Below are 17,694 nucleotides of genomic sequence, written 5' to 3' on the forward strand. Positions count from 1 at the left end.
GAGCTGCAGTTGGTCCTCGCCACCTGGGCAGGCAATTGCCCGACCTGCCATCGCGACATACCGACACCCATGCGAACCTGACCAAGCCCTACTAGACTGGCGGTGGATCCCCTGGCCGTCCCGTTCCGAGGCCTTCGCGGGAGGTTCCCATGCGCCAGCGGTACAGCTTCCACCTCGACCAGGGCGGGCACTCGGTCACCGTCAACGTCCGCTCCGGCTGGATCACCGAGACCGAGCTGCTGGTGGACGGCAAGGAGTGCGCCTTCCACCGCGTCCACGGCCACGGCAGCTACCCGTTGACCATGTCCGGGCAACTCGCCGAGGAACCGCCGCGGCCGCTGTCCGTACGGCTGGACCGCACGGGCCTGGCGGAGCACCCGCTGACCTGCGTGCTGGAACTCGCGGGCACCGAGCACCCGATGCCGGAGCGCACCGCGCGCTGACAAGTCCTCTTCCCCATGGCGGGTCTTGCGCGGCTACCTTGCTAGCAATCTACTGTGCTAGCGTCCGTGCTGTGGGAAACGAGGATGTGAAGCAGTTCAACGTGTACCTGCCGATCGGACTGATCAAGCAGGTGAAGTTCCGTGCCATCGAGGAGGAGCTGTCGCTCTCGGCGCTGGTCGCCGAGGCGCTGCGCGCCTACCTGGAGGCCCCCACGCCCGAGCAGCCGACCGATGAAACCGCCGGTGGATCCACCGGTGAATCCCCTGAGGAGAACTGAGATGACGACCCAAGGCATCGAAGCCGTCTTCATTGAGACCCACAACTGGGGCAAGGCCGCGAAGTTCTTCCAGGGCCTGGGCTACGAGCTGGAGTTCGAAACCGGGCACAACTCCGGCCAGCTGCGCAACGGCGACGGCCCCACCATCTTCGTCGCCGAGGTTCCGGCCGACCGCGAGACACCGCTGCAGCTGGTGCTGAAGGTGGCCGACGCCGACGCGTTCCGAGCGGGCGACGGCGTCGAGATGGTGACCCCGTTCGAGGACACCCACTTCGGGACCAGGCTGGCGACCGTCCGCGACCCCGACGGCCGGCTCTGGAACCTCCAGGCGCCGGCCGGGGACCAGTCCGCCCCGGAGCAGCCCGACCACGTCTAGGGGCACGACCGGCGCGGCGCGGACGAGGCGTTACTGCGCGTCCCAGGCCCCGCCGCGCCGCGGCCTGGGCATGCTGGTGGTGATGACCGGGGTGCTGATCGCGGCGATCGGCAGCACGATCGCCGTGCTCGCCCTCCCGGAGATCCAGCACGACCTGGCCATCTCGCTGACCTCGGTCACCTGGGTGGTGGCCTACCTGCCGGTGGTCACCGTGCTCTCCGCGATCCGCGGCCGCCCGGTGGCCGACCGCCCCTCGGCGCGAACAGGTTGACGGTCAGCCACGAACCGTGTCGGCCACTGCCTCCTCGACCGCCTGCCGGGCCCGCTCGGCGTCCTCCGCCACCAGGCCGATCCTGGTCCGGCGGTCGAGGACGTCGGCGGCGTCCAGCGCGCCCTCGTGGGTGAGCGCGTAGACGACCTCGGCCCGGGTGACGTCCAGGCCCTCCACCAGCGGCGTCGACTCCCCTGCCGCCAGCACCTCGTGGGCCGCGCCGCCGTGCCGGGCGAGCAGCGAGGCGGGCACCCCGCCGGCCGGGGCCGGGCGGCTGTCGCGGTGGCCGGGGGCGCCGACCAGCGGCAGCCGGGCCGTCCAGCAGGTCCGGGCGGGCAGGCCGCGCAGCCGGACGGCGGTGTCCACCGCGTCCTCGGCCATCCGCCGGTACGTGGTGAGCTTGCCGCCGACCACGGTGATCATCCCGGACGGCGACTCCAGCACCGCGTGCTCACGGGAGATGTCGGCGGTGCTGCCGCCCCCGGTGTCGATCAGCGGGCGCAGTCCGGCGTGCGCGCCGCGGACGTCCGCCCTGGTCAGCGCGGTGGCGAGGGCGGCGTTGACGGTGTCCAGGAGGAAGGTCAGCTCGGCCTCGGCGGGCTGCGGCTCGTCCGGGACCGGGCCCGGGGCGTCCTCGTCGGTCAGCCCGATCGCCACCCGGCCGAGCTGCTGCGGCAACGCGAAGACGAAGCGGCTGGTGGAGCCGGGGACGGGCACGGTGAGCGCGGCCACCGGGTGGCCGAGGGTCGCGGCGTCCACCAGCAGGTGGGTGCCGCGGCTGGGCCGCAACTTGATCGAGGTGTCCACCTCGCCCGCCCACACCCCGGTGGCGTTGACGACCGCGCCCGCGGTGACGGTCAGCGCCTGGCCGCTCAGCGCGTCCACCAGCCGGGCGGACGTCCCGGTCACCTCCTGCGCCCGCACCCTGGTCAGCACGCTCGCCCCGTACTGCGCGGCGGTGCGCGCCAGGGCGACCACCAGCCGGGCGTCGTCGACGAGTTGGCCGTCGTGGGCGACCAGCGCCCCGCGCAGCCCGGTCGTCCGTACGGCCGGGACCAGTCGGCGCGTCCGCGCCGGGTCGATCCGGCGCACCCGGGGCAGCAGTGCGCCCGGCGTGCCGGCGCTCAGCCGCAGCGCGTCCCCGGCGTGGAAGCCCGCCCTGATCAGGGAGGCCTGACCGGGGCGCAGCAGGTCCGGGAGCAGCGGCACCAGTTGGGGCAGCGCGCGGATCAGGTGCGGAGCGGTGCGGGTCATCAGCACGTCGCGCTCGACGGCGCTCTCCCGGGCCACCTTGACCCGCCCGGAGGCGAGGTAGCGCAGGCCGCCGTGCACAAGCTTGGAGCTCCAGCGGCTGGTGCCGAAGGCGAGGTCGCGGGCCTCGACCAAGACGGTCCGCAGGCCGCGCGCGGCGGCGTCCAGCGCCACCCCGGCCCCGGTCACGCCGCCGCCGATCACCAGCAGGTCGACGCGCGGGTCGTCGGCGAGCGCGTCGAGCTCGATCGTTCGGCGCCGGGCGTCGAGTCGGGCGGTTCCGGCGTACGGTCCTGCGGTGGGAGTCATGGCGCGAGGTATCCGTTCAGCGCTCTGGCCAGTTCGCGCCGCCAGGCCGCCTCGGGCAGCAGGGAGGCGACCATGCGGTGCGACTGGACGGTGGACTGGGCGATCAGCAGGACCATCGCGGCCAGCTCGGTCGGCTCGCCGGCCCGGATCGAGCCCACGGCCTGTCCCTGCTCGATGCCGGTGCGCAGCGCCTCCAGCAGGCCGCGCTGGCTGGCGCCGAGCCGCTCGACCACGTACTGGAGCAGCAGGTCGGAGTCGTCGGAACGGAGCAGAGCGCCGAGCACCGGGTGGTCGCGCAGCCGTACGGCGACCTCGACGACCCGGTCCACGAAGGTCTCCCGGTCGTGCACCTCCAGCGAGGTGCCCTCCAGCGTGGCGAGGATCTCGCGGGTGAGCAGCGCGCCGATCACCGCCCGGACGTCCGGCCAGCGCCGGTAGACGGTCGGGCGGCTGACCCCGGCGCGGCGCGCGATCTCCGCCAACTGGGTGCGGCGGACGCCGAGGTGGACGATCAGATCTGCGGCGGCGTCCAGGATCGCGTCGTCGGTGCTGCGCGGCGCTCCGGCCGTGGCGTTACTACTTGACATGATGTGTGAAACTGTAACGCATGGCACCTGAGACGCAAGCAGGGGCAGCCGGCGCCGCGCTGCCGCTCCCCCCGATGAAATGGGACGCCTGGGGCGACCCGGCCCTCGCCAAGGAGCTGTCCGCCGACATCAAGGGGCTGCTCGCCGCCGCCCTCGGCGTCACCGGCGACGCCACCCCCGGGCCGAGCGCCGCCGAGGTCGTGCTGCGCCCCTCCCGGATCACCGCCGACGCCCTCAAGGCACTGGCCGCCGCCGTCGGAGAGGCGCACGTCAGCGCCGCCGACGCCGACCGCCTGCCCCGGGCCGGCGGCAAGTCCACCCCCGACCTGCTGCGCCGCCGCAGCCGGGAGCCGCAGGACGCGCCGGACGCCGTGGTCGTACCCGGCGACGAGACCGAGATCGCCGCTGTCCTGGCCGTGTGCGCCGAACGCCGGATCGCCGTCGTGCCGTTCGGCGGCGGCACCAGCGTGGTCGGCGGCCTGGACCCGGAGCGCGGCTCGTTCGAGGCCGTCGTCTCACTCGACCTGCGCCGGCTCGACCGCCTGCACGCCCTCGACGAGACCTCCGGCGAGGCCGTCCTCGGCGCCGGACTCACCGGCCCCGCGGCGGAGGCGCTGCTCGCCGAACGCGGCTGGGAACTCGGCCACTACCCGCAGAGCTTCCGCTTCGCCACCATCGGCGGCTTCGCGGCCACCCGCTCCTCCGGCCAGGACTCCGCCGGCTACGGGCGCTTCGACGAGATGGTCCGCGGCCTGCGCGTGGTCACCCCCGCCGGGACGCTCGAACTCGGCCGCGGCCCGGCCTCGGCCGCCGGCCCCGACCTGCGCCAGCTCTTCCTCGGCTCCGAGGGCACCCTCGGCGTGATCACCGCCGTCCGCCTGCGGGTCCACCCGCTGCCCGCCGTCAAGGCCTACGAGGCGTGGAGCTTCCCCGACTTCGCCACCGGGACGGCGGCGCTGCGCACCGTCGAGCAGCAGGGCACCGGCCCGACCGTCATCCGGCTCTCCGACGAGGCCGAGACCATGGTCAACCTCGCCATGACCGAGCAGATCGGCGGCTCCCCGGCGGTCAGCGGCTGCCTGGCCGTCACCGTCTTCGAGGGCGACGCCGAGCAGGTCGCCGCGCGGCACGACCTCACCCGCGAGGTCCTGCTCGCGGCCGGCGGCACCTCCCTCGGCGAGGCGCCCGCCCGGGCCTGGGAGCACGGCCGCTTCAGCGCCCCCTACCTGCGCGACTCGCTACTCAACGCGGGCGCGCTGTGCGAGACCCTGGAGACGGCGGCCGGTTGGAGCGACCTCGCCCGACTCCGCGCCGCCGTCACCGAGGCGCTGACCGGCGCCCTGCCCGGCGCGCTCGTCCTGTGCCACATCTCGCACGTCTACCCGACCGGCGCCTCGCTCTACTTCACCGTCGTCGCCGCCCTCGGCGAGGACCCGCTCGCCCGGTGGGGCGCCGCCAAACGGGCCGCCGGCGACGCCATCATCGGCGCGGGCGGCACCATCACCCACCACCACGCGGTCGGCGCCGACCACCGGCCCTGGATGACCGAGGAGATCGGCGACCTGGGCGTGCGCATCCTGCGCGCCGTCAAGTCCGAACTCGACCCGGCGGGCATCCTCAACCCCGGCAAGCTGATCCCGTGACCGACCTGAGAACCGTCCGCAGGGTCGCCGTTCTCACCAATCCGGCGGCGGGCATCGGCCACGCCGGACCCGCCGCCCACCGGGCCGTCGCCCGGCTGCGCGCCCTCGGCATCGAGGTCGAACCGCAGGCCGGGCGCTCCGCCGACGACGCCGTCCGCCTCGCCCGCGTGGCGGCGGCCGGCGGGGCGGACGCGGTGGTGGTGGTCGGCGGCGACGGCATGATCAACCTCGCCCTCCAGGCCCTCGCCGACGGCACCGTCCCGCTCGGGGTCATACCGGCCGGCACCGGCAACGACCACGCCCGCGAGTACGGGCTGCCGCTCGGCAGCCCCGAGGCCGCCGCCGACGTCATCGCCGCCGGACGCACCCGCACCGTCGACCTCGGCCGGATCACCGGCCCGGACGGCGCCGTCCGGTGGTACGGCTCCGTCCTCGCCACCGGCTTCGACTCCCTGGTCAGCGACCGCGCCAACCGGCTGCGCTGGCCCCGCGGCCGGATGCGCTACAACCTCGCCATCCTCGCCGAGTTCGCCAACCTGCGGCCCCTGCCGTTCCGGATCACCCTCGCCGACGGCACCGTCATCGAACGCGACCTCACCCTCGCCGCCGTCGGCAACACCCGCAGTTACGGCGGCGGCATGCTGATCTGCCCCTCGGCCCTGCCGGACGACGGCCTGCTCGACCTCACCCTGGTCGACGCCATGCCCCGCCTGCGGATCGCCCGCTTCTTCCCCACCCTCTTCAAGGGCACCCACATCGACCACCCCGAGGTCACCACGCTCCGCACCGAATCCCTGCGAATCGAGTCCCCGGGCATCACCGCCTACGCCGACGGGGAGTTCATCACCGCCCTCCCCGTCGAGGTCACGGTCGGGCGGAAGGCGCTGCGGCTGCTGGTGCCCTGAGCCGGTCCCCGGGCGGCGGCGGCCGCTCGGGGGCCTTTGCACGCCATGACCGAGGACGCCGTGCGGCTGCGCGACGTCGTCCGGTTCACCTGGGGGATGGTGTCCGTCACGACGGGTGAACTGGTCGTCGGCGGCGTCGAGTTCGTCGTGCTGGACGCCGACGGGCGGATCACCGCCGACTACCGGTTTCCCGGGATCTGAGCAGCAGCTCGGCGGTCCGGGCGTCGGCGGGCAGGAAGGCCTCCAGCTTCAGCTCGGCAAGGGTGACGTCGACGGCCGTGGCGAAGGTGGTCACCGTCGTCATCAGGTGCAGCTCTCCGAGCCCGGTCCGCAGTTCCAGCGGCACCGCGAAACCCAGGTGCTGCTCGCCCACCTCCGCTTCCGGTACGTAGGCGCTCAACTCCTCGTGCAGCTCGCCCAGATGGCGGGTGCGTTCGACGATGTGCCGGGCCCAGACGGCGAAGTTGAGGATGCGCGGCGCCAGCCCGTCCGGGTGCAGGGCGAGCCGGTAGGCGTTCGTCCCGGGCCCGACCAGGCGCGGGTCGGCGCCCGCCGTGATCAGGTCCAATGCCCCGTTCGCGGCCACCACGTCGCCGCGCCGGTCGATCACCAGCGCGGGGTAGGGCAGGTGGCCGGCCAGCAGGTGGTCGATCGCCGCCCGGACGGGAGCCAGCCGCGGCCCGTCCAGTGGGCTCTCCGGGTAGGCGGGGGCGTATCCGGCCGCCAGCAGCAGTTCGTTGCGCTCCCGCAGCGGCAGGTCGAGCGACTCGGCGAGCCGCACCACCATGCCCCGGCCCGGTACCGACCGGCCGGACTCGATGAAGCTGAGGTGCCGCTGGGTGGTGCCCGCCCTGGTGGCGAGGTCGAGCTGACTGAGCCGGCGGTCGGTGCGGCGCTCGCGCAGCGCCCGGGGGAAGTCCATCCTCCACTTCTACCCGGGCGCCGCCCACCCGGCCATTCCCTCTGGGGAATTGAGCCCATGCCGCACCGCGGCGAAGGATCGACGGCATGGACATCGGAGTTTTCCTTCCCACCGGCCAGGCCCAGTGGCAGCCCGCCGGCGATCCCCGCGAGCTGGTCGGATTCGCCCTCCGCGCCGAACGGGCGGGCTTCGCCTCGCTGTTCGTCAACGACTCCCTGCTCACCCCGAGGATCGAGCCGCTCACCATGCTGGCGGCGGTCGCCCCGGTGACGGAGCGGATCCGGCTGGGCACCGGCGCGCTGCTGCCGGTGCTGCGCCGCCCGGTGCAGGCCGCGCAGGCGCTGGCCTCGGTGGACCTGCTCTCCGGCGGACGGCTGACGGTCGCGGTCGGCGCGGGCTTCCCAGGGCGCTTCGGGCAGCCGCTGCACGAGCTGTCCCAGGTGCCGTGGGAGCGCCGCTTCGCCCGGCTGGACGAGACGGTCGCCCTCTGGCGGGCGTTGTGGTCCGGGGCGACGGAGTTCCACGGCGAGTTCCACGACTTCCCCGAACTCCCTCCCGCCACGCGCCCGTTCACTCATCCGGGCCCGCCGGTCTGGCTGGGCGGCGCGACCCCGGCGGCGCTGGCCCGGACCGGGCGCCACTACGACGGCTGGCTGCCCTACCCACCGGACCCGGCGGACTACGCGAGCGGCCTCGCCGCCGTCCGCCGTGCCGCCCGCGGAGCCGGGCGCGCCCCGGAGGCCGTCACCCCCGCGCTGTTCGTCAACGTCCGGATCGACGAGGACCCGGAGGCGGCCAGCCGCACCATGGACGCCTACGTCCGGTCCAACTACGGCCTGCCGCTGGAGGAGGTGGCGCGGATCCAGGCGATCGCGACGGGCACCCCCGAGCAGGTCGCCGCCGCCCTGCGGCGATACCGCGAGGCGGGCGCCGAGCACGTCGTCGCCCGGCTCGGTGCGCTCGACCTCCCGGGCCAGTACGAGCAGTTGGAGCGCCTGGCGGATCTCACACGCCCCGGGTCGCGGTGATCCGGCCGGACTCGATCGCCTCGACCAGCTCCCGGTGGTCGGCCGCCGTACGGTCCGCGTAGCGCAGCGCGAAGTCGGCGACGGCCTCGGCGAAGGTGTCGGCGGCACCCAGGTAGCCGGCGACGGCGAGGCGGTCGCCGGTGCGGGCGTGGGCCCTGGCGAGGGCGCGCCCGCACAGGTCGGCGTAGGCACGCAGGCCGGAGGGGGGCAGTGTCCCGACGTCCACCGCGCCCTTCATGTCGCGCAGTTGGCGCCCGTAGTAGTGGCGCCCGGCGGGACCGGTGGTCCAGCCGAGGAAGATGTCGCCGGCGGCCTGCATCAGGTGCTGCCCGGTGACCACCCGGCGTCCGCCGTGGTGGACGGCGACCTCGGCGTCCACCCGGGTGGGCGGCAGGTGGTCCTCCAGCACCGACCGGCCGGCCTCCTTGAGCTGCAGGAAGAGCGGATCGCGGATGTCCCGGCCCTCCAGCAGGATGATGTAGCAGCGAGTGCCGACGCTGCCGACGCCGACCACCTTCATCGCCGCGTCCACGAAGCGGTAGCGGTCGAGCAGGACCCTCCGGTCCTCGGCCAGGCTGGCCCGGTAGTCGCTGAACACCTGGCCCAGACTGCGCAGTTCGCTCGCCGACAGCTCCTCGATCAGCGGCGGCGAGCTGATGATCCGCCGCCGCCCGTCCCGATCCTCGGTGAGCTTGCCGAACGCCTGCAGACTGGTGCGCCGCCGGGCGTGGGCGAGCTCGTCCTCGACGGCCTTGCGCCGTTTGGTCTTCCGGATCAGCGAGAGCAGCTCGGCGGTGTCGATCCGGCTGTACCAGACGTCGAGTTCGCCGAGCCCGGCCAGCCGGCGCATCGCGCTCGCGTAGCCCCGGACGGCCGCCCGGGCGGCGCGCCGGGCACGCCGCTCGTCCTGGCCACTGTCCCTGGCGGCGACCGCGACGCTGGCGGCGAGGCGCTTGACGTCCCACTCGAAGGGCCCGGGGTAGGTCTCGTCGAAGTCGTTGACGTCGAAGAGCAGCGCGCGCTCCGGCGAGGCGTACACCCCGAAGTTCACCAGGTGGGCGTCGCCGCACAGCTGGACGGTCAGCCCGGTGTCCGGGACGGCCGCGAGGTCGGCGGCCATCACGGCGGCGGCGCCGCGCAGGTAGCTGAACGCGCTGTCGGCCATCCGCCCGTACCGGATCGGCAGCAGCCGGGCGACCCGGTCCGCTCCCTGTGCCTCCAGCACACCCAGCGGGTCGGGCCGGTCCGCGGCGGGGATCCACCGGCCGTGCTCGGAGCGGGAGACGCGCTCCCGGGCGGCCCGCCCGGTGCGGCGGCGTTCGGCGGGGGTGGTCATGCGGCGGCTCCGTCCGTCACCAGGCGACCTTCAACGGCTGCGGCTCTGCGCAGTGCTGGAACAAGGGTGCCGGAGGACGCGGCGGGTGCCCTCCGGCGCGCGGCCGTCCGGGTGAGCCGGCTCACCCGACCGTGAAGTCGGCCATCATCGCCATGTCCTCGTGCTCCAGGTTGTGGCAGTGCATCATGTACGTTCCCGCGTAGTCGGTGAAGCGCACCAGCACCTCGACCGCCTCGGCCGGGCGCAGGTCGACGGTGTCCTTCCAGCCCGCGTCCCACGACCCCGGGTCCCCGCTGTTGCGCCCGATCACCTGGAAGTGGTCGAGGTGGAGGTGCACGGGGTGGTGCACGTCGCTGGAGAAGCGCCACCGCTCGATGCTGCCGAGGGCGGGGGTGGCGAGACTGTGCCCGGGCTCGTACGGGTCGCCGTTGATGGTCCCGGGCCACCGGGCCACCGCCACTACACCGGGTCGGCGGCGACCGCGAGGTAGGCGGCGCGCAGTTCGGCGAGCAAGGGGTGGGCGGGGTCGAAGGCGGTGCCGTCGACGGCGGCCAGCGGCCGCAGGCCGACGCCCGCGTTGAGCGCGAAGGCCGCGTCGAAGCGCGCCAGCTCGGCGGCGCGGACCGGCTCGCGGGACTGCGGGCCGCCGTACGCCCCGGCGAGCAGCGCCTCGGTGACGCCGGGCAGACTGGGGCCCGCGGGCCGCACCAGTCGGTTCCCGGCGAGGAAGCCGACGTTCCAGGTCGCGCCCTCGGTCACCAGGCCGGCGTCGTCGGTGAGCAACGCGTCGTCGTAACCGGCGAGTTGGGCGGCGCGGCGGTGGTGGACCAGGCCGAACAGGCCGACGTGCTTCAGCTCGGGCAGCTCGCGCCGGTGGGCCACCGTCCGCACCCGCAGCGGCGCGGGCGCGGCGGTCGCGGCCGGGCGGGTGGTCACCAGCAGGGCGGGGGTGGCGGGGGCGGCGGGGCGTTCCAGGCCGAGCGCGGGGTCGTAGACGGTGACCCGGACGATGAGCGGCTCGCCGTCCGCGGGCAGCACCGCGCGGATCCGCTCCCTGATCAGCGCCCGGTCCAGCTCGGCGGCGAACAGCGCCCGGCAGTCCCGGACCAGCCGGTCCAGGTGCAGCTCCAGGCCGCGGACGCCGCCCGCCTCGACCCGCAGCGTGGTGAAGTGCCCGTAGTTGAGCAGCCCCAGGGCGGCGAGCCGCGCCGGGTCGGCGGGCACACCGTCGATCTCGATCTCAGCCATCCGCCGAGTCTGCCAGCTGCGGGGACGCCGGGCGCGCCGGTTCCGGCGGTGCCGCCGACTGCGGCAGCGGCGCCGGCCCGGGAAGCGGCAACGGACGGTACGGGCCGCCGGCCGTACGGTCCGCCCCGGTCCGGGCGGCCCGCTCGAACTCCTCGATCCTGGCCGCCAGCCCCTCCGGCTCGCCCGCGTCCGCCCAGCGCCACGCCTCCGCCCACCACTGCGGCCCGCGCACCAGCGGACGGCCCGCCAGCGCCAGGTACAGCGCCAGCGTCGAACGGGCGTACTCGTGCACCCAGCCGTCACAGCCCCGGTAGTCCGCCGTCTCGTCCAGCCGGAGCCAGCGGCCCTCCTGCCCGGCGGCCAGTATCGGCACCCAGCCGCGCTGGCGGTCGGCGACCAGCAGGAGCAGCCGCCCGTCCTCCTCGCGCACCCGGTGGAGCGGCAGTTGGGGCATCCGGGCGAACGACAGCGACCGCTTCCAGCCCACCACCCACAGCCCGCGGCGCAGGTAGTAGCGGACGGCGGGCCGCCAGCTCCAGTGCGCCTCCAGCCGGAAGCCCGGCAGTCCCTCGGCGGTCGCCGCCGCGTACACCTCGTCCAGCGCGGCCGCCGCCAGCCCGCGGCCGCGGGCGTGCGGCCGCACGTAGAGGGAGGAGACGGCGAGCTGGCTCGGGCCCTTGGTCCAGTTGTCCACCGCGACCGTCCCTACGATCGCGCCGCGCTCGTCGAGGATCCAGTACCGGCGCCGGTACAGCTCCCCGCCGGGCCACTCGCGGCCGCTCTCCCCCAGCCGCTCCCGCCAGTCCCGCTCGGCCGCCGGGGCCAGCGCGTCCGGGTCCACCAGCCCGCCCAGCTCGCCCTCCACCAGCGACGCCAAGTCCCAGAGGGCGAACCGTCGTTCCTCTCCATCGACGGCCGCCCGCACCCGCACCCCCGCTGCCAACCGGTCCTGCGCCCGCCCGACCGCCGCATCCCACGACCTCACCACGGTGGCCACCCTAGCGCCCCTCCGGGTACGACCCGTAATCCCCCGACCACCGAACGTCAGCCCGAACGGGGAGTTTCCGCGCACCGCCCCTGCGCACCGCCCCTGCGCACGGCTCCGAGGCCGCTCTAGCCGACCGGCCGGCGGACCCCCGGGCTCGCGGTGGCCGGGGCCGGGCGGGGGCGGGGGCGGGGGCGGGTGAGGGCGACGGCGGCGATGACCAGGACGCCGCCGGCCAGGGCGTTCCAGCCGACCGGCTCGGCGAGCAGGGCGGCGCCGAGCGCGGTGGACCACAGGGGCATGACGTAGGTGACGGCCGAGGCGACGGCGGTGCCGGCCGTGCGGACCAGACCGAGGTTGAGCAGGTACGCCAAGCCCGTGCCGAGGGCGCCGAGCACCAGCAGGGCAGCGGCGGCCGGGCCGCCCGGCCAGTGCGGGAGACCCGCGGCGGCCGGGGCGACCAGGGCCAACTCGACCGCGGCGCAGCTGATCTGGAGCGTGGAGAGGGTGGTGACCGTCTCCGGGCGGCCGGACAGGAAGCGGCGCAGGTAGGCGAAGCCCGCGCCGTAGCAGCAGGCGGCGGCGAGGCAGGCGAGGGCGCCGACGGTCTCGCCGGAGCCGAGGCCGCGCCACACGCCGAGGACGGTGAGCACTCCGACGAAGCCGAGCGCGAGGCCGGAGAGCCGCCGGGCGCCGGGGCGGCGCTCCTCGGGGACGGTCAGCACCGCGAACAGCATGGTGAACAGCGGGGTGGTCGCGTTCATCACCCCGGCGAGCACCGAGCTGACCCTGGTCTCGCCGAACGAGAACAGGGTGAACGGCACGGTGTTGAGCAGCACCGCGACCACCGCCGAGTGCCCCCACAGCGCCCGGTCGCGCGGGGCCCGCTCGCCGCGCAGCAGCAGGACCGTCCACAGCGTGGTGGCGCCCAGCGCGCTGCGCCACAGCGCGACCCACACGGGCGGGACGCCCGCGTCGACCGCCACCTTGATCAGGGCGAAGCTGGCGCCCCAGATCGCCGACAGTGCCACGAAGCCCGGCAACCAGCGCCGCACCCCGACCACCTCCCCGTCCGTCCCGTCCCGTCGCGGGTCCCGTCCCGCTGTCCTGGACAGAGCGTGGCCCGGCGGCGGACCATGAGTCCAACAAGTGGCGCTGCGGGAAGGATGAGGGACCCTCATGGCCTCGGAGGTCAACCTGGCCCAGCTCCGGGCGCTGGTCGCGGTCGCCGACACCGGCGGCTTCGGCGCGGCCGCCGACGAGCTGGGCATCAGCCAGTCCGCCGTCTCGCATGCCGTCGCCGCACTGGAGCGCTCGCTCGGCGCGCCCGTGCTGCGGCGCGGCACCCCGTGCCGGCCGACCCCGCTCGGCGAGCAGGTCCTGCCCCACGCCCGCACCGCGGTCGCCTCCGCCGCCGCCGTGCGCGCCATCGCCACCCGGCACTCCGGGGGCCTGACCGGCACCGTACGGCTGGCGGCGCCGACCACCGTCTGCCAGGCGCTGCTGCCGGGGCTGCTGAGGGACTGGAAGGCGGCGCACCCGCAGGTCACCGTGCGGGTCTTCGAGGGCGAGGACGCCGAGCTGCTCACCTGGCTGGAGGCCGGCACGGTGGACGCCGCCGTCCTGGTCGACGCCGACCGACTGCCGCCGGGGGCGGTCGCGCTCGGCGCCGACTCGATGCACGCGCTGCTGCGACGCGACCACCCGCTCGCCGGTCAGGAGGCCGTCCACGTGAGCGAGTTGGAGGACGACGACTTCCTGCTCTCGGAGGGCGGCTGCGAACGCCACATCCGTGAGGCCTACCGCCGGGCCGGCACCCGCTTCGCTCCCCGGCACCGCATCCGGGACCTCAACACCCTGATCGGCATGGTGCACGCGGGCGTCGGGGTCTCGGTGATGCCCGCGCTGGCGCTGACCATGCTGCCGCCCGACTGCGTCCTGGTCCCGATCCGGCCCGCCGTCCACCGGACCCTGACCCTCACCGGGCCGAACGGCCGCCCCTGGCACCCGGCGGTCACCGGCCTGCTCGCCGGGGTGGGAGCGACCGCCCCGGCCTGAGCGGCGCTTTTCGACGCCACGGGCACGACCGGTGGAGCTTTTCGTCGTTCCGGGCGGGTGCGACTGGCGGAGCGGGCCGCCGAGACGGAGGGTGGCGGCGTCCTGACCGTCCGCCCGCCCCTGGAGCACCGATTGCCCGTCCACCCTCGCCGCCGGCTCGCACTCTGCGCACTGCTCACCGCCGAGGCGATGAACCTGCTGGACGCGACCGTCGTCCAGGTCGCCGCACCGCTGATGCGCACCGAACTGGGCGGACCGGTGAGCGCCGTGCCCTGGCTGACCTCCGCCTACACCCTGCCGTTCGCCGTCCTGCTGCTCACCGGCGGCCGGCTCGGCGACCGGTACGGACGGCGCCGGGTGTTCCGTACCGGCGTCACCGCCTTCCTGCTCGCCTCGCTGGCCTGTGCCTGCGCCCCCACCCTCGGCGTGCTGCTCGCCCTTCGAGCAGCACAGGGCGCCGCGGCCGCCGTGATCGTGCCGCAGACCATCGGCCTGATCAGGGCCATGTTCCGGGGCGAGGAGACGGCCCGGGCGCTCGGCACGATCGGACCGGTGATGGGACTGGCGGCGGTGACCGGGCCGGTGCTCGGCGGGCTGCTCACCCACGCCGACCTGTTCGGCTCCTCCTGGCGCGCCGTCTTCCTGGTCAACGTGCCGCTCTCGTTCGCCGTCCTGGCGCTCGCCCCGCTGCTCGCCGAGGACCGCGCCCCGCGCCGCCCCGGCCTGGATCCGGTCGGCGCCGCACTCGCCGCACCGGCGACCGCGCTGCTGGTGCTGCCACTGCTGGACGGGGCCCCCTGGCCGCTGACCGCCGCCGGGGCGGTGCTCGCGCTCGTCTTCGCGGCCCACCAGCGACACGGCGCCCGGCGTGGCACGGACACCCTGGTGGAGCCGAGCCTGTTCCGTTCGGCGCGCTTCCCGGCCGCCCTAACCGGCCTGGCGATCGCCTTCGCGGTCACCACCGGCCTCACCCTGGTCGTCGTGCTCCAACTACAACTCGCCTCCGGCGCCGACGCGTTGGCCTGCGGCCTGACCCTGCTGCCGATGTCGGCGGGGCTCGCCGCCGGCTCGCTGTGGGCGGGTGGCTCGCTGGTCCGGCGGTACGGGGCGCGGGTGATGGCCGCCGGGCTCGCCGTGCTGGCGGTGGGACTGCTGACCACCGTCGCCGCCTACCGCACCGGCGAGCGGCCCGGGGCGCTGCCGTACGCCCTCGCCGTGGTCGGGCTCGGTCAGGGCCTGTTCACCCCGGCCTACTTCGACACCGCCCTGGCGCCGCTGCGGCCACAGGAAACCGGCTCGGCGGCGGGCCTGCTCAACGCCGTCCAACAGCTCGGCGCCACCGTGGGCGTGGCCCTGCTCGGGCGGGTCTACCTGGTCACGCCGAACGCCGTCGGGGCGCAGCGGGCCTGCTGGGCCGCGGTGGCGGCGGTCGCGGCGGTCGCGGCGGCGACCCGGTGGATGACCGCGTCCGGCCCGGCGGGCGCGGCACAATCGGACGGCCGCACCTCCGACCACCGGGAAGCCACGCATGCTCGATGAGCTCGACCGCGCCCTCGTCCACGCCCTGCGGGTCGACGGGCGCGCACCGTTCAGCCGGATCGCGGCCGTGCTCGGCGTCTCCCCGCAGACCGTCGCCCGCCGCTACCGGCGGCTGCGGTCGGCGGCCGGGCTTCGCGTGGTCGGACTGGCCGCCCCCCACCGGGCCGGACGGACGCAGTGGCTGCTGCGGCTGACCGCCGCGCCGCACGCCGCGCAACGGCTCGCCCAGGCGCTGGTCCGGCGCGGCGACACCGCCTGGGTCAAACTCACCTCCGGCGGCACCGAGATCACCGCCATCATGGAGACCGACGCGGGCCCGGACGGCCACACCCTGCTGCTGCGCGACGTCCCGCGCACCGCCGCCGTCGGCTCCGTCTCCGCCCACTGCCTGCTGCACACCTACCGGGGCGGCCCGACCGCGTGGCCGGTGAGCACCGAGGCGCTCACCGGGGAGCAGCAGGCCGCGCTCCGGCCGGGCGGCCCGGAAGGCCCGGGCGGCCCGGAAGGTGCGGGTGCACCGGACCACTCGGGCGTGCCGGAAGGTGCCGGGTCCGGCCGACCGAACGGCCTGGACCCCGCCGACCTGACCCTGCTCGGCGCCCTGCACGTCGACGGCCGCACACCGCTCGGCGAGCTCGCCGCCGCCACCGGGCGCAACCCGGCCACGGTCGCCCGCCGCCTCGCCGAACTGCGCGCGGACGGAACGGTCTTCCTCGACGTGGAGCTGGACCCCCGGCAGCTGGGGGCCGACATGCAGGCGCTGCTCTGGCTGAGCGTCACCCCCTCCCAACTCGACCGGGTGGGTGGCGCCCTGGCCACCCACCGCGAACTCGCCTTCGTCGCCGCCACGACCGGCCCCAGCAATCTCGCGGCCCTCGCGCTGTGTACCGACCCGGCCGACCTGCACCGCTACCTGACCCGGCGACTGGGGGAGGTCGCGGGGATCACGGCCCTGGAGTCGGCGCCGGTCCTGCGGACGCTCAAGGCGGCCGGGCCGGTTCCGCCCGCCGGGGCGCGCGGCGTTTGACCTTTTCGGGGTTGACCGCCGTCCCTCAACAGGTCTATACCAGTGGAGACCTTCGGCGACCACCCGCCGCCGTCGGTCCGTTCGGCCCGTCCCGCCGCCCCACATCCGGCGGGACCAGGCCCGTCGACCCCACCGCCGCTTCCTGGAAAGGCTTCCGATGGAACGCGCTCTTCCCCCACACCCCGCCCCCGCGGCTCCCCGCAGACGCCGCACCGGCCGAACCGCGCTCGCCGTGGCCGGCGTGCTCGGCCTGGTCGCCGGCGGGATCGCCGCCCTGACCGCCACGGGCGCCGCCTCGGCCGCCACCACCGACGCCGGCACCGGCCTGGGCAGCAACTGGTACGCCTCGGCGCCGTACCTGATGCCCGAGGACAACAGCCCGCCGGACGCCGCCGCCGTGATGGACGCGACCGGGCAGCGGGCCTTCCAACTGGCCTTCATCCTCGCCCAGGGCAACAGCTGTTCGCCCGCCTGGGGCGGCACCTCCTCGATCGACTCCGACACCGCCATGCCCGCCGTCATCCAGACCGTCCGCGGCAAGGGCGGGGACGTCTCGGTGTCGGTCGGCGGGTACGGCGGCACCAAACTGGGCCAGGTCTGCGGCACGCCGGAGGCGACCGCGGCCGGCTACCAGCGGGTGATCACCAAGTACAACCTCAAGGCGATCGACTTCGACCTGGAGGAGCCGGAGTACGAGAACACCGCCGCGATCCACAACGAGATCGGCGCCGCCCGCATCCTCCAGCAGAACAACCCCGGCCTGTACGTCTCGATCACCACCGCCGGGACCACCGCGGGCACCGGCTGGTTCGGCACCCAGATGCTCAACGAGGCCAAGTCGCAGGGCTTCACGCCGAACAACTACTCGATCATGCCGTTCGACGGCGGCTTCAACGGCGCCGCCGCGCAGACCGACGCGCTGGTGAAGTTCAACCAGATCCTCCAGGGCACCTTCGGGTGGAACGAGGCCACCGCGTACGCCCACGAGGGCGTGTCGATGATGAACGGCCGCACCGACGCCGCCGAGTACTTCCGCCAGGCCGACTTCCAGGCCGTACTGGACTTCGCCACCGCACACGGCCTGGCCCGCTACACCTACTGGTCGGTGAACCGGGACCGCCAGTGCCCGGGCACCGTCGACCCGGGGCTGTCCGGCTCCTGCTCCAGCGTGGCGCAGAACGACTGGGACTTCACCAAGTACACGGTGAAGTTCGCCGGGGCGACGCCGCCCACCACCCCGCCGACCACGCCCCCGACCACCCCGGGCACGCCGAGCGGCAGCCCGACCGGCAACCCGGGCACCTGCACCGCCCCGGCGTGGAGCGCGAGCACCACGTACACCGCGGGCGCGAAGGTCTCGTACAACGGGCACAACTACCACGCCAAGTGGTGGACGCTGAACGAGGTGCCGAGCGCCAGCGGCCAGTGGGGCGTCTGGGCCGACGACGGCCCCTGCTGACCCCGACACCCCGGGCGAGCGAGGGGCGG

At 75.0% G+C, this 17,694-nt stretch carries 20 protein-coding genes; 12 read left to right on the forward strand and 8 right to left on the reverse strand.

Annotation, left to right across the window (positions count from 1 at the left end; translation table 11 throughout):
• Positions 1–149: 149 nt before the first annotated feature.
• The 4 genes from ACFV1W_RS35070 to ACFV1W_RS35085 all read left to right on the forward strand — a co-directional run bounded on the left by ACFV1W_RS35070 (position 150) and on the right by ACFV1W_RS35085 (position 1,368).
• A complete protein-coding gene (locus ACFV1W_RS35070; RefSeq protein ID WP_380421318.1) occupies positions 150–443 on the forward strand; it encodes a hypothetical protein in 294 nt (97 codons plus the stop codon).
• A gap of 71 nt (positions 444–514) precedes the next feature.
• Positions 515–721 carry a CopG family transcriptional regulator gene (locus ACFV1W_RS35075; RefSeq protein ID WP_380421319.1) on the forward strand — a complete coding sequence of 69 codons (207 nt, stop codon included), beginning with the start codon at positions 515–517 and terminating at the stop codon, positions 719–721.
• A gap of 1 nt (position 722) precedes the next feature.
• Positions 723–1,097 carry a VOC family protein gene (locus ACFV1W_RS35080; RefSeq protein WP_380421320.1) on the forward strand — a complete coding sequence of 125 codons (375 nt, stop codon included), beginning with the start codon at positions 723–725 and terminating at the stop codon, positions 1,095–1,097.
• Between the two features lie 82 nt (positions 1,098–1,179).
• Positions 1,180–1,368: a hypothetical protein gene (locus ACFV1W_RS35085; RefSeq protein WP_380421321.1), complete on the forward strand. Its 189-nt coding sequence runs from the start codon at positions 1,180–1,182 to the stop codon at positions 1,366–1,368.
• Between the two features lie 3 nt (positions 1,369–1,371).
• Here ACFV1W_RS35085 and ACFV1W_RS35090 read toward each other — a convergent pair whose 3' ends face one another.
• Together ACFV1W_RS35090 and ACFV1W_RS35095 are read right to left on the reverse strand one after the other, a co-directional pair.
• The gene (locus tag ACFV1W_RS35090; RefSeq protein WP_380421322.1) at positions 1,372–2,928 is read right to left on the reverse strand and encodes a glycerol-3-phosphate dehydrogenase/oxidase; all 1,557 of its coding nucleotides are present in this window, start codon (positions 2,926–2,928) and stop codon (positions 1,372–1,374) included.
• Positions 2,925–3,515, reverse strand: a complete 591-nt coding sequence (locus ACFV1W_RS35095; protein WP_380421323.1) for a TetR/AcrR family transcriptional regulator — start codon at positions 3,513–3,515, stop codon at positions 2,925–2,927. The genes ACFV1W_RS35090 and ACFV1W_RS35095 overlap by 4 nt, the downstream gene beginning before the upstream one ends.
• Before the next feature lie 20 nt (positions 3,516–3,535).
• Between ACFV1W_RS35095 and ACFV1W_RS35100 the strand changes: the two genes are divergently transcribed.
• Genes ACFV1W_RS35100 through ACFV1W_RS35110 form a run of 3 tightly spaced genes read left to right on the forward strand, consistent with a single transcriptional unit; the run spans position 3,536 to position 6,264 of the window.
• Positions 3,536–5,158 carry an FAD-binding oxidoreductase gene (locus ACFV1W_RS35100; protein WP_380421324.1) on the forward strand — a complete coding sequence of 541 codons (1,623 nt, stop codon included), beginning with the start codon at positions 3,536–3,538 and terminating at the stop codon, positions 5,156–5,158.
• Complete coding sequence (locus ACFV1W_RS35105) at positions 5,155–6,063, forward strand: diacylglycerol kinase (RefSeq protein WP_380421325.1); 909 nt, start codon at positions 5,155–5,157, stop codon at positions 6,061–6,063. Before ACFV1W_RS35100 ends, ACFV1W_RS35105 begins: the two co-directional genes overlap by 4 nt.
• A 45-nt stretch (positions 6,064–6,108) precedes the next feature.
• Positions 6,109–6,264 carry a hypothetical protein gene (locus tag ACFV1W_RS35110; RefSeq protein WP_380421326.1) on the forward strand — a complete coding sequence of 52 codons (156 nt, stop codon included), beginning with the start codon at positions 6,109–6,111 and terminating at the stop codon, positions 6,262–6,264.
• Here the strand turns inward: ACFV1W_RS35110 and ACFV1W_RS35115 are convergent.
• Positions 6,233–6,985 (reverse strand): helix-turn-helix domain-containing protein, encoded by a 753-nt coding sequence (locus ACFV1W_RS35115; protein WP_380421327.1) that lies wholly within the window; start codon positions 6,983–6,985, stop codon positions 6,233–6,235. The two genes, ACFV1W_RS35110 and ACFV1W_RS35115, sit on opposite strands and share 32 nt — an antisense overlap.
• Before the next feature lie 86 nt (positions 6,986–7,071).
• Between ACFV1W_RS35115 and ACFV1W_RS35120 the strand changes: the two genes are divergently transcribed.
• The gene (locus ACFV1W_RS35120; protein ID WP_380421328.1) at positions 7,072–8,013 is read left to right on the forward strand and encodes an LLM class flavin-dependent oxidoreductase; all 942 of its coding nucleotides are present in this window, start codon (positions 7,072–7,074) and stop codon (positions 8,011–8,013) included.
• Here the strand turns inward: ACFV1W_RS35120 and ACFV1W_RS35125 are convergent.
• The 5 genes from ACFV1W_RS35125 to ACFV1W_RS35145 all read right to left on the reverse strand — a co-directional run bounded on the left by ACFV1W_RS35125 (position 7,991) and on the right by ACFV1W_RS35145 (position 12,637).
• Positions 7,991–9,349, reverse strand: a complete 1,359-nt coding sequence (locus ACFV1W_RS35125) for a DUF2252 domain-containing protein (protein ID WP_380421329.1) — start codon at positions 9,347–9,349, stop codon at positions 7,991–7,993. The genes ACFV1W_RS35120 and ACFV1W_RS35125 overlap by 23 nt on opposite strands.
• Positions 9,350–9,470: 121 nt before the next feature.
• A complete protein-coding gene (locus tag ACFV1W_RS35130; protein WP_380421330.1) occupies positions 9,471–9,803 on the reverse strand; it encodes a multicopper oxidase domain-containing protein in 333 nt (110 codons plus the stop codon).
• Between the two features lie 5 nt (positions 9,804–9,808).
• Positions 9,809–10,597 (reverse strand): aminotransferase class IV, encoded by a 789-nt coding sequence (locus ACFV1W_RS35135; protein ID WP_380421331.1) that lies wholly within the window; start codon positions 10,595–10,597, stop codon positions 9,809–9,811.
• On the reverse strand, positions 10,590–11,585 hold the full coding sequence (locus tag ACFV1W_RS35140; protein ID WP_380421332.1) for a GNAT family N-acetyltransferase: 996 nt from the start codon (positions 11,583–11,585) through the stop codon (positions 10,590–10,592). Before ACFV1W_RS35140 ends, ACFV1W_RS35135 begins: the two co-directional genes overlap by 8 nt.
• 125 nt (positions 11,586–11,710) lie before the next feature.
• Positions 11,711–12,637, reverse strand: a complete 927-nt coding sequence (locus ACFV1W_RS35145) for a DMT family transporter (protein WP_380421333.1) — start codon at positions 12,635–12,637, stop codon at positions 11,711–11,713.
• A 124-nt stretch (positions 12,638–12,761) separates the two neighbouring features.
• On the opposite strand from ACFV1W_RS35145, the gene ACFV1W_RS35150 reads away from it, so the two are divergent.
• From ACFV1W_RS35150 to ACFV1W_RS35165, 4 genes are all read left to right on the forward strand, one after another.
• Entirely contained in the window at positions 12,762–13,640 is an 879-nt protein-coding gene (locus tag ACFV1W_RS35150) for a LysR family transcriptional regulator (protein ID WP_380421334.1), read from the forward strand.
• Positions 13,641–13,772: 132 nt separating this feature from the next.
• Positions 13,773–15,179, forward strand: a complete 1,407-nt coding sequence (locus ACFV1W_RS35155) for an MFS transporter (RefSeq protein WP_380421335.1) — start codon at positions 13,773–13,775, stop codon at positions 15,177–15,179.
• On the forward strand, positions 15,169–16,206 hold the full coding sequence (locus ACFV1W_RS35160; protein ID WP_380421336.1) for an Lrp/AsnC family transcriptional regulator: 1,038 nt from the start codon (positions 15,169–15,171) through the stop codon (positions 16,204–16,206). Before ACFV1W_RS35155 ends, ACFV1W_RS35160 begins: the two co-directional genes overlap by 11 nt.
• Positions 16,207–16,363: 157 nt before the next feature.
• The gene (locus ACFV1W_RS35165; RefSeq protein ID WP_380421337.1) at positions 16,364–17,665 is read left to right on the forward strand and encodes a carbohydrate-binding protein; all 1,302 of its coding nucleotides are present in this window, start codon (positions 16,364–16,366) and stop codon (positions 17,663–17,665) included.
• The last annotated feature ends 29 nt before the right edge of the window (positions 17,666–17,694 follow it).

Origin of the sequence: Kitasatospora sp. NPDC059648, from assembly GCF_042734825.1 — a bacterium.
Classification (GTDB): Bacteria; Actinomycetota; Actinomycetes; order Streptomycetales; family Streptomycetaceae; genus Kitasatospora.

Coding starts and splice junctions, on each gene's coding strand:
- ACFV1W_RS35135 (WP_380421331.1), bottom strand. CDS start 10,597: ATGGCTGAGATCGAGATCGACGGTGTGCCCGCCGACCCGGCGCGGCTC.
- ACFV1W_RS35120 (WP_380421328.1), top strand. CDS start 7,072: ATGGACATCGGAGTTTTCCTTCCCACCGGCCAGGCCCAGTGGCAGCCC.
- ACFV1W_RS35090 (WP_380421322.1), bottom strand. CDS start 2,928: ATGACTCCCACCGCAGGACCGTACGCCGGAACCGCCCGACTCGACGCC.
- ACFV1W_RS35085 (WP_380421321.1), top strand. CDS start 1,180: ATGACCGGGGTGCTGATCGCGGCGATCGGCAGCACGATCGCCGTGCTC.
- ACFV1W_RS35125 (WP_380421329.1), bottom strand. CDS start 9,349: ATGACCACCCCCGCCGAACGCCGCCGCACCGGGCGGGCCGCCCGGGAG.
- ACFV1W_RS35070 (WP_380421318.1), top strand. CDS start 150: ATGCGCCAGCGGTACAGCTTCCACCTCGACCAGGGCGGGCACTCGGTC.
- ACFV1W_RS35100 (WP_380421324.1), top strand. CDS start 3,536: ATGGCACCTGAGACGCAAGCAGGGGCAGCCGGCGCCGCGCTGCCGCTC.
- ACFV1W_RS35095 (WP_380421323.1), bottom strand. CDS start 3,515: ATGTCAAGTAGTAACGCCACGGCCGGAGCGCCGCGCAGCACCGACGAC.
- ACFV1W_RS35110 (WP_380421326.1), top strand. CDS start 6,109: ATGACCGAGGACGCCGTGCGGCTGCGCGACGTCGTCCGGTTCACCTGG.
- ACFV1W_RS35115 (WP_380421327.1), bottom strand. CDS start 6,985: ATGGACTTCCCCCGGGCGCTGCGCGAGCGCCGCACCGACCGCCGGCTC.
- ACFV1W_RS35150 (WP_380421334.1), top strand. CDS start 12,762: ATGGCCTCGGAGGTCAACCTGGCCCAGCTCCGGGCGCTGGTCGCGGTC.
- ACFV1W_RS35165 (WP_380421337.1), top strand. CDS start 16,364: ATGGAACGCGCTCTTCCCCCACACCCCGCCCCCGCGGCTCCCCGCAGA.
- ACFV1W_RS35080 (WP_380421320.1), top strand. CDS start 723: ATGACGACCCAAGGCATCGAAGCCGTCTTCATTGAGACCCACAACTGG.
- ACFV1W_RS35160 (WP_380421336.1), top strand. CDS start 15,169: ATGCTCGATGAGCTCGACCGCGCCCTCGTCCACGCCCTGCGGGTCGAC.